Genomic DNA, 15,377 nt, shown 5'->3' with positions numbered 1-15,377 from the left:
GCCTCAGGCCACCGCCACCTTCGCCCCCCTGCCCCGCCGCAACCACCCCACCAGCACCGCCGCCATCAGCACGAACCCCAGGTAGCCGAACAGCGGATACACCTGCCCGACCAGGCTGATGAACCCCACCAGGCTGCAGACGAACCCCACCCCACCGGCCACCACCGCCCCCCAGCGAAACTTCACCGTGCCCGCCGGCAGCAATCGCGACAGGAACGAGAACAGCGTCCCCACCGCCGTGTTGACGATCATCCCGAAGATGATCAGGCACATCACCAGCCCGAGCAGCGGCGACACCTCGCTGGCAATCGACAGCATCGGCATCGGCAGCGCGGCCACGCTGTCCAGGCGCGACAGCAGCCCCGCGCTCATCACCAGCATCAGCCCGCCCAGCGCCGCGCCGCCCAGCAGGCCGCCGACCACGGCAACCCGTCCATTGCGTGCCGAGCCGCCGAGGATCGCCAGGATCGGCGCGCCGGCAACGATGTTGTAGGAGACATACAGGAACGCCCCAAGCAACCAGTGATGGGTGCCCGCCTCCTGCTGGCTGGCCACCTGGTCGAGCGCCGCGAAACTTAAGCTGCGGGTACACACCGCATACAGTGCGATGGCCGAGGCCACCAGGATCAGCAACGGGGTGATCGCGCCGATGGCCACCATCACCTTCTGCACATCCAGGCAGACGATGGCCACCACCAGCACGGTAACCAGCACGCTGCCGGCCAGCGCCGGAATGCCGAACTGCTGTTCAAGCAGTGCACCGCCACCGGCGAGCATGACCACGGTCACGCCGAACATGAAGAAGGTAATGAGCCAGTCGACCAGCACGCCCAGGTGGCGACCGCAGATGGCCTGGATCACCTCCTTGTGCGAGGTGGCCTTCAGGCGGTTGCCCAGCCCCGCCAGGGCCATGCCGAGAAACGTGAACAGCGCGGCGCTGACCAGCGCGCCGACCAGTCCCCAGACGCCGAAATCGACGAAGAACAACAGCAGTTCCCGCCCGGACGCAAAGCCCGCCCCCACGATCACGCCGACGAATGCGCCGGCGATCTTCAGCTGCTCTTGCATGTGCACCTCTGGTTTTTATTGTTGTGTCGGGTCGTTGCAGGGGTTGTTGTGGGAGCGGGCTTGCCCCGCGATGGCTGTATCGCGGGACAAGCCCGCTCCCACAGTGTCAGTTGTCCTGACCGATGTAGGCCTGCACCTCGATCTCCACATCCACCCCCAGCGCCAGTGCCGAGGCCACCGTCGAACGCACCGGCAGCGCCGCACCGAAGAACTCCTTGTAGACCTCGTTGAAGCCGGCGAAATGGCTCATGTCCGACAACCACACGGTGCACTTGACCACCTGGTCGAAGCGCGCGCCGCACGCCGCCAGGCTCTCGGCGATACGCTCGCAGGCCGCCCGGGTCTGCGCCTGGATATCGCCACGCACCACCTCGCCGCCCGGGCTCATCGGCACCTGCCCGGACAGGAACAGAAAGCCCCCGGCCTTCACCGCACGGGAGAAGGGAAACGGCAGGCTGCTGGGAAAACGCTGGATCTCATTGCTCATGGGATGCTCCATTCAGGGTTGGATGAAACGTGCCGGGGACAACCGTGCTGGCTCGACCCCCTGGCTGACAAGGCTGGCGCACAGCGGCAGGCCCAGCAACAGGTCGGCCGCCAGGCGCGAAGCCCCGGCGGCGGACTGGATACCGTAGCCGCCCTGGGCGGCCAGCCAGAAGAACGCGGGGGAAACCGGGTCGAAGCCGATCACCAGGTCGCCATCGGCGACGAACGATCGCAGCCCCGCCCAGCTGTGGCTGGGCCGGCGGATCTCGAGGGTGGTCATCGCCTCGATGTTGTAGATCCCCAGCGCCAGGTCCAGCTCTTCGGGCGCGGCGTCCTGCGGCTCGACCGGGTCGGCATTGGCGGGCGAGCCCAGCAGTTGGCCGGCGTCGGGCTTGAAGTAGAAGCTCTCGTCGACGCCGATCACTGCCGGCCAACGGGCGAAGTCGTGCTGCGCCGGGCCAGGAAAGGTGAACGCGCTGCGCCGGCACGGCTGCAGGCCGACCTTGCCGATCCCGCACTGCCCGGCCACCTGATCGGCCCAGGCGCCGGCGGCATTGACCAGTTGCCGTGCGCGCAGGCGGCTGCCGTCGGCCAGCTCGACATGCCACTGGTCATCCAGATAGTACGCCTGCACCAGCTCGGCATTGCAGCGCACCTCGCCACCGGCTTGGCGCAGGCCGCGCAGGAAGCCCTGATGCAGGGCGTGCACGTCGAGGTCCATCGCCCCGGTCTCGTGCACGGCGCCGGCCAGCAGTTCGCCGCGCAGGCTCGGCACCAGCTCGAGCGCCGCCGTGCTGTCGAGCAGGCTGACGGCGGTGCCGTTGGCCAGGTTCTGGGCGTAGGTGCTTTCAAGCAGATCGTGCTGCTCATGGCTGGCGACATACAGGCAGCCGCGGGGTTCGAGCAATGGATGCTCGCAGAAGCCCGCCGGCGGCTGCTCGTAGAACGCCCGGCTGGCGCGGGTCAGGGCCTGGATCTGCGGGGTGCCGTAGGCCTCCATGAACATCGCCGCCGAGCGCCCGGTGGCGTGATAGCCCGGCTGCGCCTCGCGTTCGAGCAGCAGCACCTGGCGCTGGCCGGCCAGTCGGTAACCCAGGGAGGCGCCAGCGATGCCGGCGCCAATGATCAGAATATCGTGGACCTGTCCCATGCACGCTCCTGCGGCGCTAATTATCATTTGTGAGAATTCTAATATATGAGAATTTAGAAATACGCAAGGCACCAAGGTAAGATGCCCGACCACAGCATAGCCCGAGAGCCCCGATGCCCGACGCCCCCACCACCCGCACCCCGCTCGACCGCAGTGAAGTCGGCGCGCGCCTGCGCCAGGTGCGCAAGGCCCGGCAGATGACACTCAAGCAGCTGTCGGCGCTCAGCGGCGTACCGCTGTCCACGCTGTCGAAAATGGAGCTGGCGCAGGTCTCGGTAAGCTACGAAAAACTGGCCGCCGCCGCCCGCGCCCTGAACCTGGACATCGCCCAGCTGTTTCGCGCCAGCGGCCCGGTGGGCGCGCCGCAGCCGGCCACCGTGGTAGTCGATTCGCTGGCGGCGGTGGCGGGTTATTCCACCGGCACCTACGACTACTACCCGATCGCCGGCGCTTTCCCCGAGCGACGCATGACCCCGGCCTATGCCCGCATCATCGCCCGTGAACGCGGCCAGTTCGACGATTTTATCCGCCACCCCGGCCAGGAGTTCGCCATGGTCATCAGCGGGCGCGTGCGCATCGAATTCGAGACCGGCGAGGCGGTCAGCATCGGGCCTCAGGAGACTGCGTATTTCGACAGCCAGGTGGGGCATATCTACCTGTCGGAGAGCGAGGATGGCGGCGATGCGCAGGTGATGGTGGTGATGACTGATCGCTGAAGCGCCTGGAGGTAACTCATACCCCTGTAGGAGCGGCCTTGTGCCGCGAACGGGGCGCGGAGCGGCCCCAGGATTTCAGCGTTCAAGCAACAATCGCCAGGGCCGCTGCGCAGCCCTTTCGCGGCACAAGGCCGCTCCTACACAAAGCCAGTGAATGAGCCGGGCCAGTTATAACCTAATAACGAACAAGTCTATTTGGCTATAAAAAAATCTATATGCTGGCATCCATCCGATCACGGGCAAGCTGGGCGTCGAGTAGCGTATGGATGTAGGTTCTTTCGGTTTCACCATTGCGGGACTGGTTGTGGGCTTCATCGTCGGCATGACCGGCGTCGGCGGCGGTTCGCTGATGACCCCGATCCTGCTGTGGTTCGGCATCAACCCGGCCACCGCCGTGGGCACCGACCTGCTCTACGCCGCCATCACCAAGGCCAGTGGCGTCTGGGTGCATGGCCGCAACAAGAACATCGACTGGAAGATCACCGGCTGGCTGAGCCTGGGCAGCGTCCCGGCCGCCGCGCTGACCCTGTGGTTCCTCAGCACCCTGCACGCCGACACCTCCGCGCTCAACGCCATCATCAAGCAAGGCCTGGCGGTGGTGCTGATCCTCACCGCCCTGGCGATCCTGTTCAAGTCGCGCCTGCAGGCCTTCGCCAGCAAGCATGCCGGCGATCACTACCACCTCAGCGACCGCACCCTGAACATCCTCACCGTGATCACCGGCGTGGTGCTGGGCGTGATGGTCACCCTCACCTCCATCGGCGCCGGCGCGCTGGGGACCGTGGCGCTGTTCCTGCTGTACCCGTTCCTGGTCACCCGCCGCCTGGTCGGCACCGAGATCGCCCACGCCGTGCCGCTGACCCTGGTGGCGGGCCTGGGGCATGCCGGCATGGGCAACATGGACTGGTCGCTCTTGGGCTACCTGCTGCTGGGTTCGCTGCCGGGGATCTACCTGGGCAGCCACCTGACCGGGCGTATCTCCGACCGTGTGCTGCGGCCTTGCCTGGCGACCATGCTGTTGCTGATCGGCTACAAGCTGGCGTTCTGAGCCGTCCCTCAGACCCTGTAGGAGCGGCCTTGTGCCGCGAAAGGGCTGCGCAGCGGCCCCAGGATTTCAGCATTGACGGAAAAATCGCCGGGGCCGCTACGCGCCCCCTTCGCGGCACAAGGCCGCTCCTACAGGGGACATGTCAACCTAGGCGCCACAGTACCGGCCAGAATTCCGGCTTTACGTATCCACAGCGATCCAGCCGGGCCACCCGCTCCAGGCGCATGCGCTGACCGTCATAGCGCCATTGCTGGACCAGGCCACAACCGCGCTCCAACAGGCTTTTATCAGTGGCCTGCAATTGGCCACTTTGCGGATCGAACGTCACATGACCACTGAGCTGCGGTGCCAGTAACGGCATCGGCGCCTCGAACGCCATCTCGCTGATCTGGTAAGGCGCGGTGCGAGACACCCGATACAGGTAATTGGCGCAGAACTCGCCACTGCACCCGACATTGAGAATGACCAGGGCACTGTCAGCATCCAGCGGGTACACCTCGTAGTGGCTGAAGCTGAGGCCCGGCACATCGCCCTCGACACCCGCCTGGCGCTTCACCGCCCTGCCGATCTCATGGGCCTGCTCGTCGCTCATGCCAGGCGCGGCGACAAACTGCGGCAACGCCGCCGCGACAGGAGCGTCAGGCACCTCGGCAGCCGGGACGTCGCCCACCCGCACCAGCGCATCGGCATGCCCTACCCGACCCTGGACCGCATCAATGGCCAGCAACGCGCCACTAATCCCCTGCAACGACGCCACCAGCTCGCCATCCTCGGTCAACGAACTCAGGCGATTGCCGTTGCGTATCTGACGGATCAGCGCCAGTGCCGCATCACCTTCGAGCTGCAGGTCGAAATCGTACTCACCTTGGATCCGCCGCCATTGAGCAGACAGTTCCTGACCATCGAGCAACACCTGGTCGGCAAACGCCGGCCCGACACGCAGCGTCAGCTCGAGCTTACCCTGCGGCCCTGCCTCGCGCCGGACGATGGTCTGCAGGCCGCTCATCAGCTCGTCATCGATCGCCAGCAACGCCGTGCAGGCACGGGTGTTATCACAGCCGACCGCCCAGTCCTTGACCTGCCGGTACAGCGGCACCGCCTCGAGCGCTGCCGGGTCGCTTTCGGCCTGCGCGGCCAGTGGTGCCATGAGCGCCAGCAGCAGTGCCGCACGGTGGCGTTTCATCCATTGCATGGTGTTGCCCCTGACATCCCTTTCGCGTTTTCAGCCTTCGCTGCGCCATAGTACCGGCCAAGTGTCAGTGCCCACTTCGGCACACCGGTCCATCCGCGACAACCTGACCAGGCGCATGCGCATGCCGTCGTAGCGCCAGCTTTCCTCGACCCCGCAACTGCCGGGATAGTCGTCCTTGGCATAGCTGTAGAGCTCGCCTTTTTTGGGGTAGAACTCGATGGCGTCGCGCATCCGGCTGATCAGCACCGGGCTGGACGGTGCCTCGAACTCCAGCGGCCCAAGCGCGTAAGGCGCCTCTCGCGACACTTTGTACAACGCGTAGAGGCAATGGAAGTCGTTGCAGTTGTAGCTGAGCAACGCCAGGGCATGCTGGTTGTCCAGGGCATGCAGCTCAAGCTTGGGAGCGACATCGTATTCGTTCTTCAACTGGTCTTCGGCGGCCGCCTTGGCCATCACCACCGGGTTGATGCCCGCCAGTTCCTGCTCGCTAAGGGGCGTGGCTGCCACAAAGGCCGGCCCCTGGGGCTTGGCCGGGGTGGGCAACTGGGCGTCGGCGACGCTGTCACCGGGTCGCATCAGCGCGCTGTAGTGACCGACCCGGCCCTGCACCGCATCCATCAGCAGCAAGGCGGCGCTCAGGCCTTGCAGCGAACTCACGCGCTCCCCTGGCCGGGTGTCGTCCACCAGGCGCTGGCCATTGCGCAATTGCCGCAACACGGCATAGGCATCGGCGCCCTCCAGTTCCAGGGTGGTCTCGACGCCGCGGGTCATGCGCCAGGGTGCGACCAGTAGCTCTCCGTCGAGCAGGGGCTCGCCCGACCAGTCAGTGCTGCCCACCAGGGTCAGGTGCAGGTTACCCCAGGCGCCCGCCTCGCGCTGCACCAGCATGCCCACCCGCATCTTCTCCGGATGATCGGCCAGCACCGCGGTGCAGAAGCGCGTGTTGTCGCAGCCCACCACCCAGTCCTTGATCTCCCGGTACACCGGTACCGGCTCTGGCTCCGCCGCGCCGACCAGGCCGGGTAGCAACGCCAGCCCGAGGGCCAGCAAGTTCCTTGTTGTTGCGCGCATCGTGCTGCATTCCTGTCTTAGCCGTGAAAGCCCCACTCCAGAGGCGGCGCAATGATTCCACAGATCAAATGCCAGGTGCGGAAAATCGGCAGTGGTGGTGGCGCCATGGGATCTGGCAGTATCGGTTGCGTCATGTTCAGAGCCTGCGCCATGTCCGCTACCGTCAGCCCGCTGTTGCTTGCCTTGCGCGAGGGTACCCGCGCCTGCCACGAAGGGCTGGAGGCGCGCCTGCCGTTCTTCAGCGAAGGCTTCGACCGGGCGGCCTATGCGCGCCTGCTTGCGGCTTACCACGGTTTCCATGCGCCGCTGGATACCTTGCTGGCCGGGTACCAGGCCGCCGAACGCAACAAGACACCCGCCTTGTCCCGCGACCTGAGCGCCCTGGCCATCGATGTCGAAGCACTGCCGCTGTGCCACGCCCTGCCTCGCATCGACGATGAAGCCAGTGCACTCGGTGTGATGTATGTACTGGAAGGCTCCACCCTGGGCGGCCAGCTACTCAAGCGAGCCATGGCTGAACGCCTGGGCATCGACGCCGACAGCGGCGGTGCGTTTCTCGACGTCTACGGCGCGCAGACCGGCGCACGCTGGCGCAGCTTCCTCGCTCGACTGGCTGGCGCAGATCCGGAGCCTGCCGCCCAGGCCCGGACGGTAAAGGCAGCGGTCGAGACCTTCACCTGCTTCGAACAATGGCTTGAAGAGCGACGCGTGCTGGCCTGCTGATCCCCCGCGCTGGGGCCTTACCTACGGCACTTGTTCAACAGCGATGTCACCGTGGGCGTCATGCTGATCGCCGCCCCGCACAAACCACCGCATAGCAGCGCGAAGCCCAGCGCCCGCAGCGGGTGCAAGGTATTGAAGAATGCCAGTACCAACAGCATCAGCAACAACGCCAGCGCGTAGCGGATTGACGTTCTTGGAATTGCCACCATCAGCAGGTTGAAGAGCACGAAAGCGTAGAACACCATCATCGTTGCCAAGCCAACGCTGACGCCTCGCGCCATCGGCGGGCCGATATACTGCCGGTACAGATCGAAGCCCAGCCTCAAGAGGAAGGGAAACGCCACACAGGCCAGTGCGTGCAGCAGGAAACGGGAAAGCAACGGCAACATTCGTCCTTGATCCTGGAGCCGGCCATGGTTTGCGCAGGGCCGTGAGTGAGGAAAACGGATGCTAATGGCCGGAATGGCCGCCAGCAAGCCACAGTATTGGCCGGCAACCCCTCGTGACAAAGACCTGCTTTTCCAGCTTGGCGCCACACAGCAGAATCCCTACGTCAAAGACGTAAGGATGCGGTATGCTGACGATCATCGAAGCGCCACTGTTTTCGAAGCTGTGGCCCGACTACTGGACCGCTGACGAACATGGCGCGTTCATGCACCACTTGGCCAACAACCCTGATGGCGGCGCAGTCATCCCCGGCTCCGGTGGCTGCCGCAAGGTACGCTGGCGCATCGAAGGCCAAGGCAAGCGCGGCGCCGTGAGGGTCATCTACACCGCCCAGCTAGACAATGGTGTTCTGGTAGCACTGCTTATCTACGGCAAGAGCGCCACCGAGAGCATACCCGCGCATGTACTGCGCCAGATCGTGAAGGAACTGAACCATGCCCCTGACTGAAAAAGAACTGATGCAGCGCGATGCCAAGCGCAATATCGCAGAGGAGCTGCTTCAGTCCGTTCGCGATGTCAAAGCCGGACGATTTGGCGCTGTACACCAGGTCGAGGTGACCGAAGCCGCAGAGGCCCGCAGCAAGACCGGCTTGTCCCAGCTGAAGTTCGCCGAGCTGCTCGGCGTCTCCGTACGTACGTTGCAAGAGTGGGAACAAGGCCGGCGCACGCCTTCGGGAGCTGCACGTACGCTACTGCATATCGCATCTGTACGACCGGATGTGTTTCATGAAATCCTGCAGGATCGCCCCACATAGCAAGGGCGCTGGACAGCCTGATAGCGAGCCCCGACATGAACGTCATTGCCTGTGATCTGCACCACCTGGACGCCGCCGCGGACCTCTTCAACCAGTACCGGATGTTCTACCAGGAAGCGGATGACCTCCCCGCTTCCCGCACATTCCTCAAGGCCAACCTCGAAACCGGCAACTCGCGCATCTACCTGCTGCTGGACGCCGACGGCCAGGCCATCGCTTTTGCCCAGTTGTACCCGGCCACCTGCTCGCTGGCGATGAAGCGCTTCTACTGGCTGTATGACCTGTTCGTTGCTCCGCACGCCCGCAGGGGTGGTCATGCCCGTTACCTGATGCAGCAACTGACCGAGATTTTCCAGGCCGAGGGCGCGCAGCGGTTGAGCCTGGACACCGCCCGGACCAACCTTGCCGCCCAGGCGTTGTACGAATCGCTGGGGTATGTGGCCGAGCAGGACTTCGTGACCTATCACAAGATGCTCGATCACTGACGGGCAGGTGCAGGGTCGGGCCGCACAGGCGGCCCTCGCTGCCATCGACTAACCCCGCTCTATTCCATCCAGCACAGCCGACGTCAAGGCCAGCCCTTTCTCCAGGGAGTTCTCCGTCGCCACCAGCAAACTGCGCAGTGGTTCGCTGGCTTTTTCCAGGGCCATCGCGTTGGTTTCGTAGGCCGCCTGCAAGGCCGCTACCGCGCACACCAGCGCATCCTCGCCATCAATGCCGGCATGCACCGAGAACATCGGTGGATGGGCGTCGTGGCAAGTGCCGAAATGGGCGTTGGCCGTGGTGGGCCGGGAGGTTCGGGTGGTCGTATCGAGGGTCATGGGCGAACCTCCCGGGGCAAGGGGCGGGGTGGGTCGGGCACGATTTTCAGCATGGTTCAGCACTCCTGTACCGTCATGGGAAAACTGCCTGAATCCGCTTGCACTCGAATAGGTGGCAGCTATACGCAGGTGTGCAAGACCGAGGGTACAGGAACTCGGCAGGCCCAAGGGCCTCCCACGCATAGCCGCCATTGGAGGGCCAGAACCGCAGACTGCCGGCAAGGCCCAAAAGCGCTTTCGCGTTGTACCTGTACGGGCTTGCACACCCGGTCGTTGAATTGGCAACGACAGGACAAGACTAAGGAGCGCGACTGGCCAGAACAACAGCTGAAAGGCCGTAAAAGCATGCTTGGGAAACGTCCTACGTGAAATAGGGAAAGTCTTAGTAATCCGCTTGAAACAACTGTCTTGGCCTTATCGCGGGGCAAGCCCGCTCCCACGCATCTCCTCCTATTTGCCCTGCTACTTGCCCTGAAAGTCAGGACAATTTCTAATTTTCCTGTACACGAAACATCTACTAAAGGTTTATATTCCGCCCGCCGAAACAGAAAAGGTAGCAAGTGGCCACCACTCCATCGAAGCGGCCATGTACACCCTTCACTCTCACGGATGGGCGTCACCATGAAAATAAAAAACAAACTGATCCTGGCCTTCGTACTGGTGGCCTTCATCCCGGTGGCCCTGGTCGGCGGGATCTCGGTGCTGAACATCCGCAGCGAGGCGGTCGACCAGTTCCTCGACGGCAGCACCCGGGAAATCCGCCAGATCGACGGCAACATGCGCCAGTTCTTCGATGGCACGCTGCAGAACGTCGATCAAATGGCCAAGGATCCTGTATACACCTCGGTTACCTCGCTCAAGGACTACACCGGCGCCGACGCCGCCAACCAGCCGATGCCCGAGGCCGCGCAGCGGGTGATCGACGCCTTCGCCCGCTACGGCACCACCCACCCGGCGGCGGCGATCCTGTCCATCGGCCTCGAGGACGGCAGCTACGCCAAATGGCCGGACGACCCGCAACTGGCCAAGTACGACCCGCGCACCCGCCCCTGGTACAAGGCCGCCATGGCCAGCCCGGACAAGACCGTGCGCACCGCCGCCTATTACTACGACAAGGATGACGTGGCCCTGGTCGGTACCGCCCGGGCGCTGCTCGACGAAACCGGCAAGACCAAGGGCGTGTTCGTGGTCAGCGTGTCGCTGAAGAACCTCACCGAGCTGGTCAAGAGCATCAAGCTGGGCGACAGCGGCTACGTGATGCTGATCGAGGACGGCACCGTGCTGGTCGACCCGCGCAACGCCAGCCACGGTTTCAAACAGCTCAAGGACCTCGGCGCGCCGTACGCGCAACTGGCCGCCACCACCCAGGGTTCCACCGAGGTGGTGATCGACGGCGTGCGCTACATGGCCAATGTGTGGACCTCGCCAGGGCTTGGCTGGCGCTTCGTCGGCCTGATCGAGTACGACGAGGTGATGGCCGCGGCCACACGCATGACCTATGTCACCGCGTTGATCGTGGTGGTGCTGGCCCTGGTCTTCGCCCTGGTGGCGGCGGCGTTCTCGCGGGTGATCGTCAAGCCGATCGGCCAGGTCAGTATCGGCCTGCAGTCGATCGCCGAAGGTGAAGGCGACCTGCGCCGCGACCTGCAGGTGCAGGGCAAGGACGAAACCGCCGAGCTGGCCGGCTGGTTCAACAAGTTCCTCGCCGCCATCCGCCAGCTGATCCAGCGCATCGGCGCGGCCTCGACCAATCTGCACGAAGCCTCGCGCAGCAACAGCGAAATGGCCGGCAACATGAACGAGGCCGCCGGGCGCCAGCGCGAGGCGGTGGAGCTGGTGTCCACCGCGTTCAACGAGATGGTCGCCACCGCCAACGAAGTGGCGCGCTCGTGCAGCAGCGCCGCCGACGCCGCCGAGCACGGCCACCGCCGGGTGGCCGAGGGCAAGCAGCAGATCGAGGCGACCACCGACAACGTCAATCGCCTGGGTCGGCGCCTGAGCGAATCGTCCCAGGCCATGGTCGAGCTGGAGGAAGGCAGCCGCAGCATCAACCAGATCCTCGGCACCATCCGCGCCATCGCCGAGCAGACCAACCTGCTGGCGCTCAACGCCGCCATCGAGGCCGCCCGGGCCGGCGACCAGGGCCGTGGTTTTGCCGTGGTGGCGGACGAGGTGCGGGCGCTGGCCAAGCGCACCGCCGACTCCACCGGCGAGATCGACCAGTTGCTCAACACCCTCGGCGGCAAGACCCAGGAGGTCTCGCAGAAGATGGAAAGCTGCCTGGACCTGTCGCGCGCCAGCGTGTCGTCGATCGAAAGCGCGCGGGACAGTTTCGAGGGCATCCAGCTCTCGGTAAACGAGATCCGCGACCAGAACCTGCAGATCTCCGCCGCCGCCGAGGAGCAGCACAGCGTGGCCGAGGAGATCAACCGGCATATCCAGCAGATCTACGACGAGGCACGGCTGGTGGAGGGGCTGGCCAGCTCCGCCCAGGCCGACTCCGGCAGGCTGGCGCAGTTGTCGGATGAGCTGAACGGGCTGGTGGGACGCTTCAAGTCGTGACCTTTGGCTTCACGCGGGCCCTGTAGGAGCGGCCTTGTGCCGCGAAAGGGCCGCAAAGCGGCCCCGGCAATCTGTGCATCAACGCTGAAATCCCGGGGCTGCTCCGCAGCCCTTTCGCGGCACAAGGCCGCTCCTACCAGGACTTGCGTATGGCTCGGCTACAGTGAACTCGACGCCACCCTCGAGAGCACCATGCCCAACCACAGCCCCATCCCCCGCAGCGTCTGGGCTTTAGGCTTCGTCTCGTTGCTGATGGACATCTCCTCCGAGATGATCCACGCCCTGCTCCCGCTGTACATGGTCACCGTGCTCGGCACCTCGGTGCTGGCCGTGGGCCTGATCGAAGGCGTCGCCGAGGCGACGGCGGCGATCACCAAGGTGTTCTCCGGCGCCCTCAGCGACCGCTTGGGCAAGCGCAAGCTGCTGACGGTGATCGGCTACGGCCTGGCCGCCGTGACCAAGCCGGTGTTCCCGCTGGCCCCCGGGCTGGAATGGCTGACCGCGGCACGTTTCGTCGACCGTGTCGGCAAGGGCATCCGCGGCGCGCCTAGGGATGCGCTGATCGCCGATGTCACCCCCGCCGAGCTGCGCGGCGCGGCATTCGGCCTGCGCCAGGCACTGGATACTGTCGGGGCGTTTCTCGGGCCATTACTGGCGATCCTGTTGATGTGGCTGACCGCCAGCCACTTTCAGACAGTGTTCTGGGTGGCGGTGATTCCGGCATTCATGGCGCTTTATGTGCTGGTTGCCTTTGTCCGCGAACCCGACAAACCTGCAGCAGTCGGCACAGTGGCTGCGCCCCTGGCATTTCGCGAGCTGGCCCGGCTGGGCAACGGTTACTGGCGCCTGGTCATCCTGGCCACGCTGTTCACCCTGGCGCGCTTCAGCGAAGCATTTCTGCTGCTGCGCGGCCAGGCGCTTGGCCTTGCCGCCTTGTGGGCGCCAGCGGTGCTGGTATTGATGTCGCTGGCGTATTCACTGTCGGCCTATCCTGCCGGGGCACTCTCCGACAAGGTCGGGCGACGGGGTGTGTTGATGATCGGGCTGGCCCTGCTGGTGCTGGCCGATCTGCTGCTGGCCTGGTTGCCGGGCCTGCCCGGCCTGGCCCTGGGCGTGATCCTGTGGGGGCTGCACATGGGGTTTACCCAAGGCGTGTTCAGCGCTTTGATCGCCGACAGTGCACCCGAGGATCTGCGGGGGACCGCATTCGGCGTGTTCAATCTGGTGACGGGGGTGGCGTTGCTGGTGGCCAGTGTGCTGGCCGGAGGGCTGTGGGACTGGGTGGGGTATCAGGCGACGTTCATGGCGGGGGGCGTGTTCGCCGCTACCACAATGGCAGGTTTGTGGTTCATGGCTGATCGTGGGAGCGGGCTTGCCCCGCGATGAGGCCGGCAGGAACAACTTCATTGCCTGACCTGACGCCATCGCGGGGCAAGCCCGCTCCTACAGGGTCATGGCTGCCGGCTGCTGCTCCAGCAACGACCATCCCCCCTGCCCGTCCACCTCCAGGCGATGGGAGTGGAACCCCGCCAAGGTACTGCGGTGCCCGACACTGACCAGCAGCGTCGCCGGCAGCTCCGCACGCAGCAGCGAATACAGCGCATGCTCCAGCCCTTCATCCATCGCCGAGGTGGACTCGTCAAGGAACACCACCTGCGGCCGGTTGAACAGCACCCGGGAGAACGCCAGGCGCTGCTGTTCGCCCAGCGACAGAATCCGCGACCAGTCGCGCTGCTCGTCCAGCCGTTCGGCCAGATGCGCGAGATTGACCTGGCGCAGGGCCTGCTGCATGCGCGCATCGTCGCCGGCCGCGCCCTGTGCCGGATAGGCGATGGCAGTGCGCAGGTCGCCCAGCGGCAGGTACGGGCGCTGCGAGAGGAACAGTGCCTGCGTCCCCAACGGCCGCCTGACCTCGCCCTCGGCATAAGGCCACAGGCCCGCCAGGGCGCGCAGCAAGGTGGTCTTGCCGCTGCCCGAAGGTCCTTTGATCAGTAGCGCCTGACCGCTATGCAGGCTTAGATCGAGATCAGCGATCAACGCATGGCCATCGGGGCGTCGCACCTGCAAGCCATGAATCCCCAATCCATGAGCCTGATCCACGGTGGCCACGCGCGGCAAGGCGCTGGCCTGCTGGTTGGCATCGAGAAAGCCTGTCAGACGATCGAGGGTGGCTCGGTACTGGGCAAAGGTGTCGTAGGACTCCCGGAAGAACGACAGCGAATCCTGCACCTGGCCAAACGCCTGGGCGGTCTGCATCACATCGCCGAGCTTGATCGCGCCGCTGAAGAAGCGCGGCGCCTGGAGGATGAACGGGAACACCACCGCCACCTGGCTGACGCCCAGGTTGAAGCCGCTGAACTTGAGGTTTCGAAACACCAGCGCCCAGGCGTTGCCGATCAGCGCGAAGAAGCGCCCGAGCAAGGTGCCCCGCTCCACCTGCGCGCCCTGGTAGAAGGCGATGTTCTCGGCGTTCTCGCGCAGGCGCATCAAGGCGTAGCGGAAGTTGGCGGTGAGTTTCTCGTTTAGGAAGTTCAGGCGGATCAGCGGCTGGCCGAGGCGGAAGGCGATCCAGGTGGCGACCAGCACATAGACATACACGGCGAACACCATCGCCCGGGGGACTTCGACGCCGGCCACTTCAAGCGGCGCCGACAGGCCCCAGAGAATGCCGGTAAAGGCCACCAGCGACACCAGCGCGCTGACCGCCCCCAGCGCCAGCGACACGGAGCCGCTGACGAAGGCGTTCACATCCAGTTCGATACGCTGGTCGGGGTTGTCCACCGGTTCGGCAAGGAACTGCCCACGGTAGTAGGCATCGCCGTGCATCCAGTCGGCGGTCAGGCGCTCGGTGAGCCACACCCGCCAGCGGATGTTGAACGCCTGGGTGACGTAGAAGGCGAACAGCGAGCGCAGTACATGGATGGTCGCCAGCACCGCGAACACCCCGAGCAGGTACCAGAACGCGGTCTGGTCCAGTGCCTGCAGGGCGCTGTAGAAGCCGTTGTACCAGAACGAGAACAGCACGTTCAGGCGCACCGCGAACAGCGTCAGGACAAGCAGCAAGGCGAAGGCCAGCAGGGGTCGCCAACTGCGACGGAAGCTGAAATAGGGCCCGGCCAGTTGCCAGAACTGCGCCCCCCAACGGGTATGGCGCACCGCCAGCAAGGCGGTAATGGTGAAGCAGACAAGGGTGACCAACGAGGCGATTGCCAGCCAGCTCAAGCTCTCTTGCAGGGCCTGGTGCCAGTTCATGTCCATGGTGCGCTTCCATAGAGGATGTTGTTGCGAGCGTAGCACCGGACCTGCATTGACCCTGCAATCATGACGGACATTTCATC

At 64.9% G+C, this 15,377-nt stretch carries 16 protein-coding genes; 8 read left to right on the top strand and 8 right to left on the bottom strand.

Features of this window, described 5'->3' with window-relative positions:
* Nucleotides 1-3: 3 nt before the first annotated feature.
* From PRtIB026_RS12090 to PRtIB026_RS12080, 3 genes are all read right to left on the bottom strand, one after another.
* A complete protein-coding gene (locus tag PRtIB026_RS12090) occupies nt 4-1,068 on the bottom strand; it encodes a hypothetical protein (RefSeq protein ID WP_267813842.1) in 1,065 nt (354 codons plus the stop codon).
* A 106-nt stretch (nt 1,069-1,174) separates the two neighbouring features.
* The gene (locus PRtIB026_RS12085; protein WP_110738477.1) at nt 1,175-1,555 is read right to left on the bottom strand and encodes a RidA family protein; all 381 of its coding nucleotides are present in this window, start codon (nt 1,553-1,555) and stop codon (nt 1,175-1,177) included.
* Between the two features lie 12 nt (nt 1,556-1,567).
* A complete protein-coding gene (locus PRtIB026_RS12080; protein WP_203647399.1) occupies nt 1,568-2,704 on the bottom strand; it encodes an NAD(P)/FAD-dependent oxidoreductase in 1,137 nt (378 codons plus the stop codon).
* 113 nt (nt 2,705-2,817) lie between these two features.
* Between PRtIB026_RS12080 and PRtIB026_RS12075 the strand changes: the two genes are divergently transcribed.
* Together PRtIB026_RS12075 and PRtIB026_RS12070 are read left to right on the top strand one after the other, a co-directional pair.
* On the top strand, nt 2,818-3,420 hold the full coding sequence (locus PRtIB026_RS12075; protein WP_203647400.1) for a helix-turn-helix domain-containing protein: 603 nt from the start codon (nt 2,818-2,820) through the stop codon (nt 3,418-3,420).
* A 262-nt stretch (nt 3,421-3,682) separates the two neighbouring features.
* Nucleotides 3,683-4,468 carry a sulfite exporter TauE/SafE family protein gene (locus PRtIB026_RS12070; protein ID WP_050705024.1) on the top strand — a complete coding sequence of 262 codons (786 nt, stop codon included), beginning with the start codon at nt 3,683-3,685 and terminating at the stop codon, nt 4,466-4,468.
* Nucleotides 4,469-4,610: 142 nt separating this feature from the next.
* On the opposite strand, the gene PRtIB026_RS12065 is transcribed toward PRtIB026_RS12070, so the two are convergent.
* Together PRtIB026_RS12065 and PRtIB026_RS12060 are read right to left on the bottom strand one after the other, a co-directional pair.
* The gene (locus PRtIB026_RS12065) at nt 4,611-5,660 is read right to left on the bottom strand and encodes a DUF1176 domain-containing protein (RefSeq protein WP_203647401.1); all 1,050 of its coding nucleotides are present in this window, start codon (nt 5,658-5,660) and stop codon (nt 4,611-4,613) included.
* Between the two features lie 30 nt (nt 5,661-5,690).
* Nucleotides 5,691-6,731, bottom strand: coding sequence for a DUF1176 domain-containing protein (locus PRtIB026_RS12060; protein ID WP_203647402.1), 1,041 nt, complete (start codon nt 6,729-6,731; stop codon nt 5,691-5,693).
* Between the two features lie 150 nt (nt 6,732-6,881).
* Here PRtIB026_RS12060 and PRtIB026_RS12055 point away from each other — a divergent pair, with 150 nt between their 5' ends.
* Nucleotides 6,882-7,454 carry a biliverdin-producing heme oxygenase gene (locus PRtIB026_RS12055; RefSeq protein WP_203647403.1) on the top strand — a complete coding sequence of 191 codons (573 nt, stop codon included), beginning with the start codon at nt 6,882-6,884 and terminating at the stop codon, nt 7,452-7,454.
* A gap of 17 nt (nt 7,455-7,471) precedes the next feature.
* On the opposite strand, the gene PRtIB026_RS12050 is transcribed toward PRtIB026_RS12055, so the two are convergent.
* The gene (locus PRtIB026_RS12050) at nt 7,472-7,843 is read right to left on the bottom strand and encodes a hypothetical protein (RefSeq protein WP_203647404.1); all 372 of its coding nucleotides are present in this window, start codon (nt 7,841-7,843) and stop codon (nt 7,472-7,474) included.
* A 185-nt stretch (nt 7,844-8,028) separates the two neighbouring features.
* On the opposite strand from PRtIB026_RS12050, the gene PRtIB026_RS12045 reads away from it, so the two are divergent.
* The 3 genes from PRtIB026_RS12045 to PRtIB026_RS12035 are packed head-to-tail and all read left to right on the top strand — an operon-like array spanning nt 8,029 to nt 9,141.
* Nucleotides 8,029-8,349 carry a transcriptional regulator gene (locus PRtIB026_RS12045; RefSeq protein ID WP_203647405.1) on the top strand — a complete coding sequence of 107 codons (321 nt, stop codon included), beginning with the start codon at nt 8,029-8,031 and terminating at the stop codon, nt 8,347-8,349.
* Nucleotides 8,336-8,656, top strand: coding sequence for a helix-turn-helix domain-containing protein (locus PRtIB026_RS12040; protein WP_203647406.1), 321 nt, complete (start codon nt 8,336-8,338; stop codon nt 8,654-8,656). The genes PRtIB026_RS12045 and PRtIB026_RS12040 overlap by 14 nt, the downstream gene beginning before the upstream one ends.
* Nucleotides 8,657-8,691: 35 nt before the next feature.
* Nucleotides 8,692-9,141, top strand: coding sequence for a GNAT family N-acetyltransferase (locus PRtIB026_RS12035; protein WP_203647407.1), 450 nt, complete (start codon nt 8,692-8,694; stop codon nt 9,139-9,141).
* Nucleotides 9,142-9,189: 48 nt separating this feature from the next.
* On the opposite strand, the gene PRtIB026_RS12030 is transcribed toward PRtIB026_RS12035, so the two are convergent.
* Nucleotides 9,190-9,477 (bottom strand): hypothetical protein, encoded by a 288-nt coding sequence (locus PRtIB026_RS12030; RefSeq protein ID WP_203647408.1) that lies wholly within the window; start codon nt 9,475-9,477, stop codon nt 9,190-9,192.
* 621 nt (nt 9,478-10,098) lie between these two features.
* Between PRtIB026_RS12030 and PRtIB026_RS12025 the strand changes: the two genes are divergently transcribed.
* Nucleotides 10,099-12,039 carry a methyl-accepting chemotaxis protein gene (locus PRtIB026_RS12025; protein ID WP_203647409.1) on the top strand — a complete coding sequence of 647 codons (1,941 nt, stop codon included), beginning with the start codon at nt 10,099-10,101 and terminating at the stop codon, nt 12,037-12,039.
* 192 nt (nt 12,040-12,231) lie between these two features.
* Nucleotides 12,232-13,425 (top strand): MFS transporter, encoded by a 1,194-nt coding sequence (locus tag PRtIB026_RS12020; protein ID WP_267813841.1) that lies wholly within the window; start codon nt 12,232-12,234, stop codon nt 13,423-13,425.
* Between the two features lie 57 nt (nt 13,426-13,482).
* Here PRtIB026_RS12020 and PRtIB026_RS12015 read toward each other — a convergent pair whose 3' ends face one another.
* Nucleotides 13,483-15,297 (bottom strand): ABC transporter ATP-binding protein/permease, encoded by a 1,815-nt coding sequence (locus PRtIB026_RS12015; RefSeq protein ID WP_203647410.1) that lies wholly within the window; start codon nt 15,295-15,297, stop codon nt 13,483-13,485.
* Nucleotides 15,298-15,377 lie beyond the last annotated feature (80 nt).

The organism is Pseudomonas sp. RtIB026, assembly GCF_016861355.2.
GTDB classification, from domain to species: domain Bacteria; phylum Pseudomonadota; class Gammaproteobacteria; order Pseudomonadales; family Pseudomonadaceae; genus Aquipseudomonas; species Aquipseudomonas peradeniyensis.
The sequence above is the reverse complement of the archived record's forward strand: the minus strand, read 5'-3'. Positions and strand labels throughout refer to the sequence as shown.